The organism is Acutalibacter sp. 1XD8-33, from assembly GCF_003612555.1.
Taxonomy (GTDB): domain Bacteria; phylum Bacillota; class Clostridia; order Oscillospirales; family Acutalibacteraceae; genus Acutalibacter.
In genome coordinates, this window is record NZ_RAZF01000006.1 from 24,271 (window position 1) to 38,684 (window position 14,414).

At 62.5% G+C, this 14,414-nt stretch carries 11 protein-coding genes; all 11 read left to right on the top strand.

Annotated features, from left to right (window positions below; translation table 11 throughout):
• Positions 1-14: 14 nt before the first annotated feature.
• Positions 15-4,349: a PolC-type DNA polymerase III gene (locus tag D7X94_RS06440; protein WP_330558177.1), complete on the top strand. Its 4,335-nt coding sequence runs from the start codon at positions 15-17 to the stop codon at positions 4,347-4,349.
• Positions 4,350-4,537: 188 nt separating this feature from the next.
• Positions 4,538-5,554: a S66 family peptidase gene (locus D7X94_RS06445; protein WP_120426908.1), complete on the top strand. Its 1,017-nt coding sequence runs from the start codon at positions 4,538-4,540 to the stop codon at positions 5,552-5,554.
• Positions 5,555-5,875: 321 nt separating this feature from the next.
• Positions 5,876-7,072 (top strand): ATP phosphoribosyltransferase regulatory subunit, encoded by a 1,197-nt coding sequence (hisZ, locus tag D7X94_RS06450; RefSeq protein ID WP_120426909.1) that lies wholly within the window; start codon positions 5,876-5,878, stop codon positions 7,070-7,072.
• Positions 7,069-7,692 carry an ATP phosphoribosyltransferase gene (gene hisG / locus D7X94_RS06455; protein ID WP_120426910.1) on the top strand — a complete coding sequence of 208 codons (624 nt, stop codon included), beginning with the start codon at positions 7,069-7,071 and terminating at the stop codon, positions 7,690-7,692. The genes hisZ and hisG overlap by 4 nt, the downstream gene beginning before the upstream one ends.
• 535 nt (positions 7,693-8,227) lie before the next feature.
• Complete coding sequence (gene hisD, locus D7X94_RS06460) at positions 8,228-9,520, top strand: histidinol dehydrogenase (protein ID WP_120426911.1); 1,293 nt, start codon at positions 8,228-8,230, stop codon at positions 9,518-9,520.
• Between the two features lie 2 nt (positions 9,521-9,522).
• The gene (locus tag D7X94_RS06465) at positions 9,523-9,819 is read left to right on the top strand and encodes a hypothetical protein (RefSeq protein WP_120426912.1); all 297 of its coding nucleotides are present in this window, start codon (positions 9,523-9,525) and stop codon (positions 9,817-9,819) included.
• Position 9,820: 1 nt separating this feature from the next.
• A complete protein-coding gene (locus D7X94_RS06470) occupies positions 9,821-10,876 on the top strand; it encodes a pyridoxal phosphate-dependent aminotransferase (RefSeq protein WP_120426913.1) in 1,056 nt (351 codons plus the stop codon).
• A complete protein-coding gene (hisB, locus tag D7X94_RS06475) occupies positions 10,873-11,451 on the top strand; it encodes an imidazoleglycerol-phosphate dehydratase HisB (protein ID WP_120426914.1) in 579 nt (192 codons plus the stop codon). The genes D7X94_RS06470 and hisB overlap by 4 nt, the downstream gene beginning before the upstream one ends.
• Before the next feature lie 484 nt (positions 11,452-11,935).
• Complete coding sequence (locus D7X94_RS06480) at positions 11,936-13,003, top strand: radical SAM protein (protein ID WP_120426915.1); 1,068 nt, start codon at positions 11,936-11,938, stop codon at positions 13,001-13,003.
• Positions 13,000-14,094, top strand: coding sequence for a 1-(5-phosphoribosyl)-5-[(5-phosphoribosylamino)methylideneamino]imidazole-4-carboxamide isomerase (gene hisA, locus D7X94_RS19645; RefSeq protein WP_158590919.1), 1,095 nt, complete (start codon positions 13,000-13,002; stop codon positions 14,092-14,094). The genes D7X94_RS06480 and hisA overlap by 4 nt, the downstream gene beginning before the upstream one ends.
• Positions 14,091-14,414 (top strand): phosphoribosyl-ATP diphosphatase, encoded by a 324-nt coding sequence (gene hisE / locus D7X94_RS06490; protein ID WP_120426916.1) that lies wholly within the window; start codon positions 14,091-14,093, stop codon positions 14,412-14,414. Before hisA ends, hisE begins: the two co-directional genes overlap by 4 nt.

Below are 14,414 nucleotides of genomic sequence, written 5' to 3' on the forward strand. Positions count from 1 at the left end.
GGGAGGGCGGCGGCTTGACCACCATCGGAGCGTTTTTTCAAAAGGAGCTGAACGGCGAGACCTTCCCCCAAGCCCTTCTGGCCGGGGAGATCACGGGCATGGCCATCAGCCGGGCGGACCGGTCCATCCAGGTATCCGCCCGGTTTTCTCAGTTTGTGGAGTACGAGGATATCCAGCGCCTGGGGCGGAAGCTCCAGGGGCCGGGATTGAGCCGCCTGATTCTGCGCCCCAGCTTTCCGGCGGACTGCTTCTCCCCGGAAAAACTTCCCTACTTTGCGGCGGCCTTAAAAGAGGAGGATGCCAGCCTCAACGGCAGCCTGCTGGGGGCACAGGCCCGGCTGAAGGACGGCAGGCTGGTGGTCGCCCTGGCCCACGGGGGATACGAGCTGCTGGAGGCCCGGGGCACCGCCGGAAAGATGGCAGGGCTGATCCGGGACTGGTTTGGCGTGGACTGTCTGGTGGAATTCGCCGGAAAGCTCACCGTAAAGGAGGGGGATGGCTCTCTGCTGGAGCAGGTCCACCATGAGGAAACCTTACGCCGCCGGGAGGCTGTGATCCAGGAGATGGAGGAATATGAGGAGGCCATGGCGGACCAGAACGCCAAGAGGAAGATCGAGGTGCGGGAGGGAGCTAGCCTTTTGCCCCAGATTATTCCCGAAACCGCCCGGCCGGTGATGGGGTCCCTGCCCAAGGGCAAGCCCATCCCCCTGAGGGATCTGACCTTAGAAACCGGCAACGCTGTAGTGTGGGGAGAGATTTTTGATGTCCAATCCAAGGAAACCCGGGATGGTTCCAAAAAAATCTATTCCATCGATATCACCGACTATACCAGCTCCACCACCCTGAAAATCATCCAGGAGGCAAGCCTCTGCAAGGACCTGGATCAGAAGCTGAAAAAGGGTCAGACCATTCTGGTGCGGGGCGCGCTGGAATATGATAAGTATGACCGGGAAAACGTGCTGCGGCCTCGGGCCATTGCCACAGTGGACCAGGTAGAAGTGGTGGACAACGCCCGGGAAAAGCGGGTAGAGCTCCATCTGCACAGCAGCATGTCGGAGCTGGACGGCATTACCCCCGCCGGGGAGCTGATCCGCCAGGCCGCGAAATGGGGCCAGAAGGCCGTGGCTATCACCGACCATGGAGTAGCTCAGGCCTTCCCGGAGGTAATGAACGCCCAGGAGGCCATCAACAAAGAGGACCCGGAATTCAAGGTAATCTATGGGGTGGAGGCCTACTTCGTCAACGATCTGGTGCCCGCCGCCGTGGGGGAGACGAACCATCCCCTGGACGGGGAGTTCATCTGCTTTGACCTGGAAACCACCGGCCTCTCCGCCAAAAAGGACCGGATTACGGAAATTGGTGCGGTACGGATCCGGGACGGCCGGGTTACTGACCATTTTGACACCTTCGTGAACCCGGAGAGGCCCATTCCCCCCAAGATCACCCAGCTCACCGGCATCACGGATGAGATGGTGAAGGACGCTCCCGGCGAGAGAAAGGCGCTGTCTCAATTCTATGATTTTTGCGGGGAGGGCGCGGTGCTGGTGGCACACAACGCGGGCTTTGACACCAGCTTCCTCCGGGCGGCGGGCGAGCGCGCGGGCAGACCTTTCGCCTCCCCCTATATCGACACCGTGCCCATGTGCCGTTCCCTTTTGAAGGACATCAAGGACTGCAAGCTGGATACCGTGGCCAGATACCTGAAGCTGGGGGATTTCAACCACCACCGGGCGGACGACGACGCCGCTATGCTGGGAGAAATCTTCCTGGACCTGGTCCGCCGTCTGCGGGAGCAGGGGGCCAAAACCGTGGCCCAGGTGAACACTGCCCTGGCCGGGGGGGACCCGAAAAAGCTCCGGTCCTATCATCAGATTATTCTGGTGAAGAATCATACTGGTCTAAAAAATCTCTACCGCCTCATCTCCGCCGGGCATCTGGACTATTTCTACCGTCACCCCCGGATTCCCAAAAGCCTTTTGAACAAGCACCGGGAAGGGCTCCTCATCGGAAGCGCCTGTGAGGCCGGGGAGCTGTTCCGGGCCATGGTCCAGGGGGAGAGCTTCGAGAACCTGTGCAAAATCGCGGAGTATTACGATTACCTGGAGATCCAGCCCATTGGCAACAACATGTTTATGGTGCGAAACGGCGATACCGATGAAGAGGGCCTGCGGGAGTACAACCGCACCATTATAAAAATCGGCGAGAAGCTGGGCAAGCCGGTGGTTGCCACCGGCGACGTGCATTTCAAGGACCCAAAGGACGCGGATTTCCGCCGGGTTATCATGAAAAACTTCGCCGATGGCGACCAGCAGGCCCCCCTCTATATGCGGACTACCGCCGAGATGCTCAGGGAATTCGAATACCTTGGGAAGGAGAAAGCCTACGAGGTGGTAGTGGAAAATCCCAACAAGATCGCGGACATGGTGGACCGGGTGCGCCCAGTGCCCAACGGCAATTTCCCGCCCTTCATCGAGGGGGCCCAGGAGCAGCTGGTGGAGATCACCTGGCGGCGAGCAAAGGAGCGCTACGGCGACCCCCTGCCGGAGATCGTGGAGGCGCGGCTGAACAAGGAGCTGGGCTCCATCATCAAACACGGCTTCTCCGTGCTCTACATGACCGCCCAGAAGCTGGTGGCGGACAGCGAGTCCCACGGGTATCTGGTGGGGTCCCGGGGGTCCGTGGGGTCCTCCTTCGTGGCCAGCATGTCGGGCATCTCCGAGGTGAACCCCCTGGAGCCCCACTATATCTGCCCCAAATGCAGGCACAGCGAGTTCATCACTGACGGCAGCTACGACTCCGGCTTCGACCTGCCCCCCAAGAACTGCCCCGTCTGCGGGGAGCCCATGGACCGAGACGGCCACACCATCCCCTTCGAGACCTTCCTGGGCTTTGACGGGGACAAGGTGCCGGACATCGACCTGAACTTCTCCGGGGAGCAGCAGAGCGAGTCCCACCGGTATACAGAGGTGCTCTTTGGCCGGGACAATGTGTTCAAGGCGGGGACCATCTCCACCGTGGCGGAAAAGACCGCCTACGGCTATGTGAAGAGCTACGCGGAGGAGCGGGACCGCACCCTCCACAACGCGGAGATGAAGCGGCTGGCCCTGGGGTGCACCGGCGTGAAGCGCACCACGGGCCAGCATCCCGGCGGCATGATCGTCATCCCCCGGGGCATGGAGGTCTACGATTTCTGCCCGGTGCAGCACCCGGCCAACGACCAGAAATCCCCCAACATCACCACCCACTTCGACTTCCACTCCATCCACGACAATGTGTGCAAGCTGGACGAGCTGGGCCATGATGTGCCCACCATCTACCACTATCTGGAGGAGTACACCGGCATCCCGGTGATGAAGGTCTCCATGAGCGACCCGGAGGTGATGAGCCTGTTCAGCTCCCCGGCGGCCCTGGGCATCACCCCGGAGGACATCGGCGGGGTGAAAACAGGAACCCTCTCCCTGCCCGAGCTGGGCACGCCCTTTGTCCGGGGGATGCTGGAGGAGTGCAAGCCCACCCGCTTCTCCGACTTTCTACAGATTTCCGGCCTGTCTCACGGCACGGACGTGTGGCTGGGCAACGCCCAGGAGCTGATCCAGGAAGGTACCTGTACCATTTCCGAGGTCATCGGCACTCGAGACCAGATTATGGTTTACCTCTTGAATAAGGGCCTGGACCCCAAGATGGCCTTTAAGATCATGGAGATCGTGCGAAAGGGTAAGGCGGGCAAGTTGCTCACAGAGGAGCATATCGCGGCCATGAAGGACCACGACGTGCCTCAGTGGTACATCGACTCCTGCTTCAAGATCAAGTACATGTTCCCCAAGGCCCACGCTGCAGCCTATATGATCGCGGCTCTGCGCCTGGGTTGGTACAAGGTGCACAGGCCCATTGAGTTCTACGCGGCCTACTTCACCGTGCGCAGCACGGACTTCGACGGGGCTACGGCCTTGGGCGGACCGGATCAGGTGCGGATGCGGATGCAGGACCTGGACCAGAGGATCAAAAACCGGGAGGCCAGCGCCAAGGAGGAGTCCGAGTTTGAAACCCTACAGATCATTAACGAGATGATGGCTAGAAAAATTCAGCTGCTGCCGGTGGACCTGTACAAATCCTCCGCCAGCCAATTTTTGGTGGAGGAGGGGAAAATCCGCCTGCCCTTCTCCAGCCTGAAGGGCGTGGGGGAGGCCGCCGCGGCCAGCCTGGAGGAGGCCCGGAAAAGCGGCGGGGAGTACATCTCTGTGGACGACGTGCAGGCCCGGGCGAAGGTCTCCACTGCGGTGATCGACACCCTGCGGGGCGTGGGGGCTTTGAGCGGCCTGCCAGAGAGCAACCAGATCACTCTATTCTAGGGCGTGTTCACATAAGCGTTCGCACACACCTTTTTGGCAGATTTTCGTCATCTTCCGCGTTAAAAATTCTTGTAGTACGGCAAGTACGTCTGGGGATTTTTGCCTTGAATCTGACAAAAATCTGCTCAAAAATCCGCATACTCAGCATATGGGAACACGCCCTAAAAAATCACAGGGAGGCAGACAGTATGAGAGAACTGATAAAACCCCAACGTATTCATCCAGGTGACACCGTCGCCACGATTTCGATATCCGGCGGCAGAGCAGGCGACAAGGACATGATCTGGCGCTACGAGCTGGGCAAGCGGCGGCTTCAGGAGGTCTTCGGCCTGAAGGTAGTGGAAACGCCCCACGCCCTGGCTGGCAACGAGTACACCTATCAGCACCCGGAGTCCCGGGCATCTGACCTCCATTGGGCGCTGGAAAACCCGGAGGTCAAAGCCATCATCGCGAACATGGGCGGGGACGATTCCTACCGTCTGTTCCCTTACTTGGACTACGACCTTATACGCTCCCATCCCAAGATATTCGTGGGATTCTCAGATATAACCACCACATGTTGCATATTTGCCTATGCCGGGGTCATGAGCTACTACGGCCCCAACCTGCTCACGCCCATCGCCCAGCCGGGACATTTGGACAGCTACACAGAGAATGCCGTGCGCCGGGCGCTCTTTTCCGGCGAGGCCATCGGCCCGATAGTTCCCTGCCCGAAATACACGCCTATCGAGTGGCAGGACAAGCCGGAAGAAGATATAGTTTGGCATGACAACCCGGGTTACCAGCTTATCCAGGGCAGGGGAAAGGTACAGGGTAGGCTCATTGGAGGCTGCCTGGGCCCGTTACAGCAGATAATGGGCACAAATATCTTCCCCGGCAGAGAGCTCTGGGAGGGGAGCATCCTGTTTGTGGAAAACGGCTCCCCCTATGGCAGTGCTCTGGCCGGGCTCCACGGCTGGCGGGCCCTGGCGGCCTGCGGCGCGCTGGGCGCCTGCGCGGGTCTGCTCACCCCCGCCATGACAGAAGAGGAAACCCGGATCTTGCGAAAGATTCTGAAATATGAAGTGGGCCGGGAGGATCTTCCCGTGCTGGCCAACGTGGACTTCGGCCACCGCACGCCCATGACGGTCCTGCCGGTGGGCGCTCTGGCGGAGATCGACTGCGAAATCGGCGGCTTTGCCATCCTGGAGAGCGGCGTGAGCTGATGGAAAGGTCGTGGGACTCTGTCCCACACCCTGCAAACTTTTTGAAAAGAAGTTTAAGACGTTACCTTCGGTAAGTCTCAAAAACTTTTACCCACTCCTCACTTCGTTCGTCGTGAACGATTCTATTGACAAGCATTGACCGGTCCAGCTGGTCTTAAGCTGGTCGTCGTGTGGGGGCGAAACCCCACGATCTTGCCGGAATGCGCGTTTCTGTGCGCATGGAGGCCACTCCGTATGACTCCCGAAAAACTTTCCCTCTTGACAAAAGCTCTTTATTAGTTTATTATAGTAGCACAGTAAATTGCAAGGAGATCAAAACCCATGAGAGAGTATAGCAAGCTCACGCCGGAGGGGGTCCGGGACGTGCTCTTCGAGGAGTGCCGGGCCCACCGGGAGGCCCAGCGGCGGCTGGAGGCCATCTTCCGCTGCCGGGGATACCGGGAGGTGGTCACCCCCGGGCTGGAGTATTACGATGTGTTCAGTCTGGCGGCGATCCCCCAGGAGGAGATGTACAAGTCCACCGACGGGGCCGGGCGGCTGCTGGTCTTCCGGCCGGACTCCACCCTGCCCATCGCCCGCATGGCCGCCGCCCGCCTCCAGGGCCACAGCCGCCCCATCCGCCTGTACTATAGCCAGAGCGTGTTCCGCACCTGGCCGGCCCTGTCCGGCCACAGCCACGAGTCCGCCCAGATGGGGGTGGAGCTGCTGGGCGCGGACGGAATCCAGGCGGACCTGGAGGTGATCTGTACGGCGGTGGAGGCCCTGCGCACCGTGAGCCAGGACTTCCGCCTGGAGCTGGGCTACGCGGGGCTGTTTCAGCTTCTGGCCGGACGGCTGGAGGTGTCCCCGGCCAAGCGGGAGGAGATCCGGGCCACCATCGAGGCCAAGAATTACGGCGCTCTGGGGGAGCTGCTGGACCCCCTGGGGGACTGCCCGGAGGCCCAGGCCATCCGCCGCCTGCCCCGGCTGTTCGGCGGGGAGGAGGCCCTGGCCGAGGCGGAGAGCTGGGAGCTGGACGGAGAGGCCGCCCGCACCCTGGAGTATCTGCGGGGCCTGTATGGCGCCCTGAACAAGCTGGGGCTGGGCCACCGTCTCATGGTGGACCTGGGCCTTGTGCAGCGGAACGACTACTACACCGGGGTGGTGTTCAGCGGGTATGTCCAGGACCAGGGCAGGCCCGTGCTCACCGGCGGGCGCTACGACCGGCTCTGCGGGATGTTCGGCCCGGACATGCCCGCGGCGGGATTTGCCATGGATATGGAGGCTGCGGCGCGGCTGCTGGCCCCCCGGCTGGACCCGGAGGAGCCCCCCCAGGTGCTGGTGCACGGGGAGCCGGGCTGGGAGCTGGAGGCCCAGAAGATGGTGATGGAGCTGACCTCCCTGGGCATTGCCTGCGAGTGCTCTGTGTGGGACGCCCGTTCCAGGGCTCTGGAGCGGGCCAGAGAGGCGGGGATTCCCAAGGTGCTCTGCGTGGGAGAGGAAGCCATAGAAATCAATGTGGGAGGCGGGGAGACATGAGGCCGCTGCGGATTGCCCTGACGAAGGGCCGGTTGGAGACCTCCACCGTGAAGCTGATGGAGAGGGCCGGGCTGGACTGCTCCGCCCTGAGAGACAAGGGCCGCAAGCTGATCCTGCCGGTGGAGGACAGCCTGGAGGCGGTGCTGGCAAAGGCCGGGGACGTGATCACCTATCTGGAGCACGGGGTCTGCGACCTGGGCGTGGTGGGCAAGGACGTGATCATGGAGCGGGGCGGCCAGTTCTTCGAGATTCTGGACCTGCGCTTCGGCCAGTGCGCCTTTGCCCTGGCGGCCCCGGCCGGGGCGGATTTTTACGGGGGCTACCAGGGCAAGACCATTGCCACCAAGTACCCCAACGTGGCCCGGCGGTTTTTCCAGAGCAAGGCCATGGACGTGCGGGTGATCAAGATCGAGGGCTCGGTGGAGCTGGCCCCCCTTCTGGGCCTGGCGGACGGCATCGTGGACCTTGTGGAGACGGGTTCCACCCTGCGGGAAAACGGCCTTGCGGTGGTGGAGCCGGTGGCCCAGGTCTCGGCCCGGCTGATCGTGAACGCCGCCAGCCTGAAGCTGCGCAAGGGGGAGATCGAGGACTTCGCCGCCCGGCTGGAGGCGCAGCTCTAGGAGACGGATGATGATATGGGCGCGTGAGTGCGCGCGGAGGCTCGTTGCGGAGCACAGGTCCGGGCGGGCGTTTTGGCTGGGAAGCTGCGCCCAGAGCTGGCGGTTCCGGTTTCCAGGGGTGCTTTTTATTCTTGCAAAAAGCACCCCTCTTGCCAGGCTTCGCCTGTCAATTCACCCCGCAAAAATTGCGTTTCTCAGGAGTTTAAGGACAAAGACCTTGAGGGCTGCGCGAGTCTCGCCTGCCGGCTCGGTCGGTTCGCGGCGTGTCTGCCACTGGCAGACGCTCACCCCTCAAACTCCCCGCCAGCTTAAGACCAGCTGGACCGGTCAATGTTGTTCCGTAAGACGTTCACGACGAGCAAAGCGAGGAGTGGGTAAAAGTTTTTGAGACTTACCGAAGGTAACGTCTTAAACTTCTTTTCAAAAAGTTTGTGGGGTTTGGGGGCGACAATCGCCTGTGGCGATTTCCCGTCGCCGACCGAAGCGGCAGCTGAGACAACCCCAAGGTCTTAAAAAAATTTAAGGAGATATTGCCATGATAAAGACAGTCAGCGCCGGCCCCCAGGAGCGGCGGGAGTTTGTGGCCGGGCTCAAGGCTCGGGCGGGCCGCACGGATCCCCAAATCGAGAGGGTCGTGGCGGAGATCATCGAGAACGTGCGCACCGGCGGCGACAGCGCCGTGAAAGACTATTCGAAAAAATTCGACGGCTGGACCCCCGACGCCCTGGAGATGGGTCGGGAGGAGATGGAGCGGCTGGCAGCGGAGTGTGCCCCCCCCTTTCTGGCGGCGCTGGACCGGGCCGCCGTCAATATCCACGACTTCCACAGCAGGCAGAAACAGCAGAGCCGCATCGACCCCCAGGGCAGCGGCGTGGTCACCGGCCAGAGGGTGCGGGGGCTCCACCGGGCCGGGGTCTATGTGCCCGGCGGCACGGCGGGGTACCCCTCCTCCGTGCTGATGAACGTGATCCCCGCCAAGGTGGCCGGGGTGGGCGAGATCGTCATGGCCACACCTCCTGGCCGGGCGGGTCGTCCCGACGCCAACATCATCGCCGCCGCCCTTGCCGCCGGGGTGGACCGGGTGTTCCTCATGGGCGGGGCCCAGGCGGTGGCGGCCCTGGCCTTCGGTACCGAGACGGTCCCCAAGGTAGACAAGATCGTGGGCCCGGGCAATATCTACGTTGCCACGGCCAAAAAGCAGCTCTACGGCACGGTGGACATCGACATGATCGCCGGGCCCAGCGAGATCCTCATCATCGCCGACGATTCCGCCAACCCGGAGTTCCTGGCCGCTGACCTGATGAGCCAGGCCGAGCATGACCCCCTGGCCTCCGCCGCGCTGATTACCGACAGCCCGGCGCTGGCCCGGAAAACCGTGGAGGTCCTCTACCGGCAGCTGGAGACCCTCTCCCGCCGGGAGATCATTGAGAAGTCCCTGGACGCCTTCGGCGCGGTGATCGTCTGCGACACCATGGACGAGGCCGTGGACTTCGCCAACGAGCTGGCCCCGGAGCACCTGGAGGTCTGCTGCAAAAATCCCTTCGAGTATCTGGGCAGGCTGGACAACGCTGGCTCGGTGTTCCTGGGGGACTACTCCCCCGAGCCCTTGGGGGACTACTACGCCGGGGCCAACCATGTGCTGCCCACCGGGGGCACGGCCCGGTTTTTCTCCCCCCTCTCCGTGGACGATTTCGTGAAGAAGTCCAGCTTCATCTACTATCCCAAGGACGCCCTGCTCCGGGCGGCGGACGACATCATCCTGCTGGCGGAGACCGAGGAGCTCACCGCCCACGCAAACTCCATCCGGGTGCGCAAGGCGGAGGAGTAGCGGTGGACACGCTGGAAGAGGTGTATAGCGCCCTGCGGGGCCAGGGGGAGCTGGAGTGGATCGGCCAGGGGAGAGCCGCCGTCCTCTATTTTAACAACGGGAAGAGGCGGTACAAGATCTTCTTCGACGACAGCAACGTGGAAATATCGGAGAAAAAGCGCTTTTTCAAACAGGAATATTGGGAGAGCCTGGGAAGCCGCCATTACTGTAACCCGGAGGATTCCATTGAGGACGTATACGACACGGTGATGTACTGCCTGCGAACGTGGAAGTACGGAGAGAGGGAAGGGGAGGCATAAAATGTATCAGCTGAACGGAAAACTGCGGGCCCTGCGGGCCTATGAGCCGGTGGACGGGGGAGACTGCGTCCACCTGGACGCCAACGAGTCCTTTCTGGAGCTGCCGGAGGAGGTGGCGGCAGAGTCCAAGGCCTTGATTGACCGGCTGGCGTTCAACCGCTATCCGGATCCCGCCGCCGGGGAGCTCTGCGGGGCCTTTGCCCGGTATTACGGGGTGGACCCCCGGCTGGTGACGGCGGGGAACGGCTCCGATGAGCTGATCTCCGTGCTCTTCTCCGGGTTCCTCATGCGGGGGGAGACCTTCGCCACTCTGGAGCCGGATTTCTCTATGTACGCCCAGGGAGGCGCTCTGGCGGAGGCACGGCATGTCCCCATCCAGAAGCGGGACTTCCGCGTGGATGTGGACGAGGTGATCGAGACCTGCCGCCGGGAGGGGGTCCGGATGCTGATCTTCAGCAACCCCTGCAATCCCACCTCCATTGTGCTGCCCAGAGAGGAGGTCCACCGCCTGATCCGGGGGGTGGAGGGCCTGGTGGTCCTGGACGAGGCCTACATGGACTTCTCCGGCCAGAGCCTGCTGGACGAGGCGGAGGACTATGAAAATCTCATCATCCTGCGCACCTGCTCCAAGGCCATGGGCATGGCGGCGCTGCGGCTGGGGTTCGCGGTGTGCCGGGAGGAGCTGGCCCAGGCCCTGCGGGCGGCGAAATCCCCCTACAACGTGAACGCCCTCTCCCAGGGGATCGGCGCGGCGGCGCTGAACCGGCCCCAGCTGCTGCGCTCCGCTCTGGAGACGGTGCTGGCCTCCCGGCGGGACCTGCTGGCCGGGCTGGAGGAGTTGGGCAGGAAATACCCGGGGCGCTTCCGATTGCTGCCCTGCGATACCAATTTCGCCGCCCTGGACATGCCGGGGGCTAAGGAGGCCCAGGAGGCGCTTCTGAGCCGGGGGGTGGCGGTGCGCTTCACCGGCGGGCTGCTGCGGGTCACCTGCGGAAAGCCCCAGGAAAACCGCCTGTTCTTGCAGAAATTCCAGGAGATTTTGGAGGGAACGCCATGAGCCGCACGGGAAAGATCAGCCGGAAAACGGCGGAGACGGACATCGCCCTGGAGCTCTGCCTGGAGGGCGGGGAGCGGGAGATTTCCACGGGGATCGGCTTTTTCGACCATATGCTCACGGCCCTGGCGGTGCACGGGGGCCTGGGGCTCAGAGTCCGGGTCCAGGGGGACCTGGAGGTGGACTGCCATCACACTGTGGAGGACGTGGGCATTGTGCTGGGGCAGGCTCTGGGGCAGGCCCTGGGGGACAAGGGGGGCATCCGCCGGTACGGCCACGCCTTCATCCCCATGGACGAGGCCCTGGCGGAGTGCGCCCTGGACATCAGCGGCCGGCCCTTTCTGGTGTTCCGGGGGGAGTTCCCCCAGGAGCGCTGCGGGGGCTTCGACTGCTGCATGGCGGAGGAGTTTTTCCGGGCCCTGGCCGTGCACGCCGGGCTCACCCTCCACCTGGACTGCCGCTACGGGAAGAACTCCCACCATATGATCGAGGCCCTGTTCAAGGCCTTCGCCCACGCCCTGCGGGACGGCGCGGAGCCGTCGGGCCAGGGTGCGCTCTCCTCAAAAGGAGCCCTGTGAGGGGATAAGACCTTGGGGCGTTGCCCCAAACCCCACCAGGGGCCTAACGCCCCTGGACCGCGAACGTTACTCCTCATTACATTCGTCGTGAAGGTTTTATGTTGTTTGACGAGCTAACCGAACAACCGTAAAAGTTTTGGTCGAGCTTTTTCAAAAGCTCGTGGGAGTTTGAGGGGTGAGCGTCTGCCAGTGGCAGACAAGCTGCGAACCGACCGAAGCGGCAGCTGAGACTCAACGCCCTCAAGGTCTTTCCCTTGATCTTAACACCTGAGAAGCGTATTTTTGAAGGTGAATTGCCGCGAAGCGGCAAGAGGAAACTTTTTACAAGAGAAAAAGTTTCCTGAAAATCGGAATCAGCCAGCTCTAAGCGCAGTATCCCAGCCAAAAGTTCCCGCCAGACCTCGTGCTCCGCAATCAGACGGCGCGCGCACTCACGCGCCCATATACCACTCAAAAAAGTCCGGACGACAGGAAAGGAACCAATATGCCAAACTATCAAAAAATCGACGTGGTGCTGGACATGCTGGGCTGTCCAAACCGCTGCCGCCACTGCTTTGTGGGGTGGCGGCCCAATCCCCGGCTCGATGAGGCTGACCTGCGGTTCGCGGCGGAGGCCTTCCGGCCCTATGCCCAGGACATCACCGTCTACGACTGGAACAGGGAGCCGGATTTCGGCGAGGATTACCGGGAAAAATGGGCCCTCTGCCAGGAGCTCTCCACCGTCCCGCCGGAGCGTTTCGAGCTGGCCAGCGTCTGGCGTCTGGCCCGGGACCCCTCCTACGCCCCCTGGCTGAAATCCCTGGGGGTGCGTTGCGTGCAGCTCACCCTGTTCGGCGGGGAGGCGCTCACCGACTGGTTCACCGGGCGGGAGGGGGCCTACCGGGATATCCTGAGAGCCATAGACGCCCTGATGGAGGCCGGTATTGCCCCCCGGCTGCAGGCCTTCGTCAACAAAAAGACCGTGGACGAGCTGCCAGAGGTGACAAGGCTCGCAGAGGCCCTGGACCTGGAGCGGCGCTGCGGGGAGATCGGGCCCCCCTTCGTCATGTTCGCCCACCAGGGCGCCTGCGACGGCGAGGCCGAGAACCTCTATCCCATCTGGCCCACGTCGGAGGACCTGGAGAAGATCCCCCAAAAGCTAGTGGAGCACACCCTGCGGCACTTCGGGGCCTCCAGCCTGGAGGAGGCGTTCGGCCAGGAGGAGCGGCTGCTCTGCCAGGAGCTGCTGGAGGACGGGAGCACGGCCAGCCTGGGCCAGACGGAATCCCCGGTGCTCTATGTGGACGGCGAGTGGAACGTGTCGCCCAATTTCGGCGTGCCCAAAGGGCCCTGGCTGCTGGGGAACCTGAAAACCCACGGCCCGGAGGAGATCCTGCGCCGTCTGGCGGCGGACGAGAGCCCCGCCCAGCGGGTCCGGGCCACGGTGCCGCTGAGGGAACTGGCCCGTGCCTGCGGCAGTCTTGAGAGCCGGAGGCTCTTCGGCCGGGGGGACTATATCGAGTACCTGCTGAACCGCTATTGCGAGAAATTGGAACAGGAGGCGAGCAGATGATTATTTTACCTGCCATTGATATCCACGAGGGGAAATGCGTGCGGCTGTTCCGGGGGGACTACGCCACGGCCCAGGTGGTGGCCGGAGACCCGGCGGAGACCGCCCGGAGCTTTCAGGAACAGGGGGCCTGCTGGCTCCATATGGTGGACCTGGACGGGGCCAAGGCCGGAAAGCCCGTGAACCGGGACCTGATCCTCCGCACGGCCCAGAGCGTGAACATGAGCGTGGAGCTGGGGGGCGGCATCCGGGACATGGCCGCGGTGGAGGACTATCTGTCCCACGGAATTGCCCGGGTGATCCTGGGCTCCGCCGCCTTAGAGAATCCGGAGTTCGTCCGGGAGGCGGTGAAGGCCTATGGCAGGCAGATTGCCGTGGGCATCGACGCCTTGGGGGGAAAGGCTGCGGCCCAGGGCTGGACCCAGCAGAGCGAAACCAATTATCTGGATCTGGCCCGCCGGGTGGAGGATATGGGAGTGCAGTACATTATCTGCACGGACATCCACAAGGACGGCACCCAGGACGGCCCCAATCTTGAAATGCTGGACAGGCTGAACCGGGCGGTGGGGTGCAATATCATTGCCAGCGGCGGAGTGAGCAGTCTGCTGGACATGATCGATCTCTATGACCTGGGCCTCTACGGGGCCATCGCGGGGAAGGCCCTCTACGCCGGAACCCTGGACCTGAAGGCGGCGGTGCGGGCCTGCCACAAGTTCTCCGGCAGAAAGTCCAAGACAGCGGAGGCCGTGGAGGACGAGCTGGCCCGGTTTTTCCGCAAGTCCCCGCTGATCCCGGCGGTGGTTCAGGACGCGGACACCAATCAGGTGCTGATGCTGGCCTATATGAACCAGGAGGCATTGGCGGAAACGCTGAAAACCGGGTATACCTGGTTCTATAGCCGCAGCCGCAAGACCCTGTGGAACAAGGGCGAGACCTCCGGAAACACCCAGCGGGTAGTGGGCATTGCCGCCGATTGCGACGATGACACCCTGCTGGTGCGGGTGCGCCCTAATGGCCCCGCCTGCCATACCGGAAGCACCAGCTGCTTCTACAAGGAAATCTTTGGAGAGAGCCAGGAGGAGAAAAAGAAATGAGCGCTTTAGACGAGCTGTATCAAGTGGTGGCAGGCCGGAAGAAGTCTGCGGCGGAAGGATCTTATACTGGCTATCTGTTCCAGCAGGGACTGGATAAAATCCTGAAAAAATGCGCGGAGGAGTGCGGAGAGGTGATCATCGCCGGGAAAAATGGAGACAACCAGGAGACTGTGCTGGAGATCAGCGACCTGCTCTATCATTTGACCGTGCTCATGGTAAACCAAGGCATCCCCTGGGAGGACGTGGAGGCGGAGCTCCACCGGCGGGCCCAGAAGCAGGGGAACCTCAAGCAGTTCCATCAAGTAGACAAGGACACCTAA

What these genes read in the sequence shown, in the direction of transcription:
- hisG (WP_120426910.1), top strand. Translation starts at nt 7,069, where the DNA reads ATGAGGCCGCTGCGGATTGCCCTGACGAAGGGCCGGTTGGAGACCTCC.
- hisZ (WP_120426909.1), top strand. Translation starts at nt 5,876, where the DNA reads ATGAGAGAGTATAGCAAGCTCACGCCGGAGGGGGTCCGGGACGTGCTC.
- hisB (WP_120426914.1), top strand. Translation starts at nt 10,873, where the DNA reads ATGAGCCGCACGGGAAAGATCAGCCGGAAAACGGCGGAGACGGACATC.
- D7X94_RS06470 (WP_120426913.1), top strand. Translation starts at nt 9,821, where the DNA reads ATGTATCAGCTGAACGGAAAACTGCGGGCCCTGCGGGCCTATGAGCCG.
- hisA (WP_158590919.1), top strand. Translation starts at nt 13,000, where the DNA reads ATGATTATTTTACCTGCCATTGATATCCACGAGGGGAAATGCGTGCGG.
- hisE (WP_120426916.1), top strand. Translation starts at nt 14,091, where the DNA reads ATGAGCGCTTTAGACGAGCTGTATCAAGTGGTGGCAGGCCGGAAGAAG.
- D7X94_RS06480 (WP_120426915.1), top strand. Translation starts at nt 11,936, where the DNA reads ATGCCAAACTATCAAAAAATCGACGTGGTGCTGGACATGCTGGGCTGT.
- hisD (WP_120426911.1), top strand. Translation starts at nt 8,228, where the DNA reads ATGATAAAGACAGTCAGCGCCGGCCCCCAGGAGCGGCGGGAGTTTGTG.
- D7X94_RS06445 (WP_120426908.1), top strand. Translation starts at nt 4,538, where the DNA reads ATGAGAGAACTGATAAAACCCCAACGTATTCATCCAGGTGACACCGTC.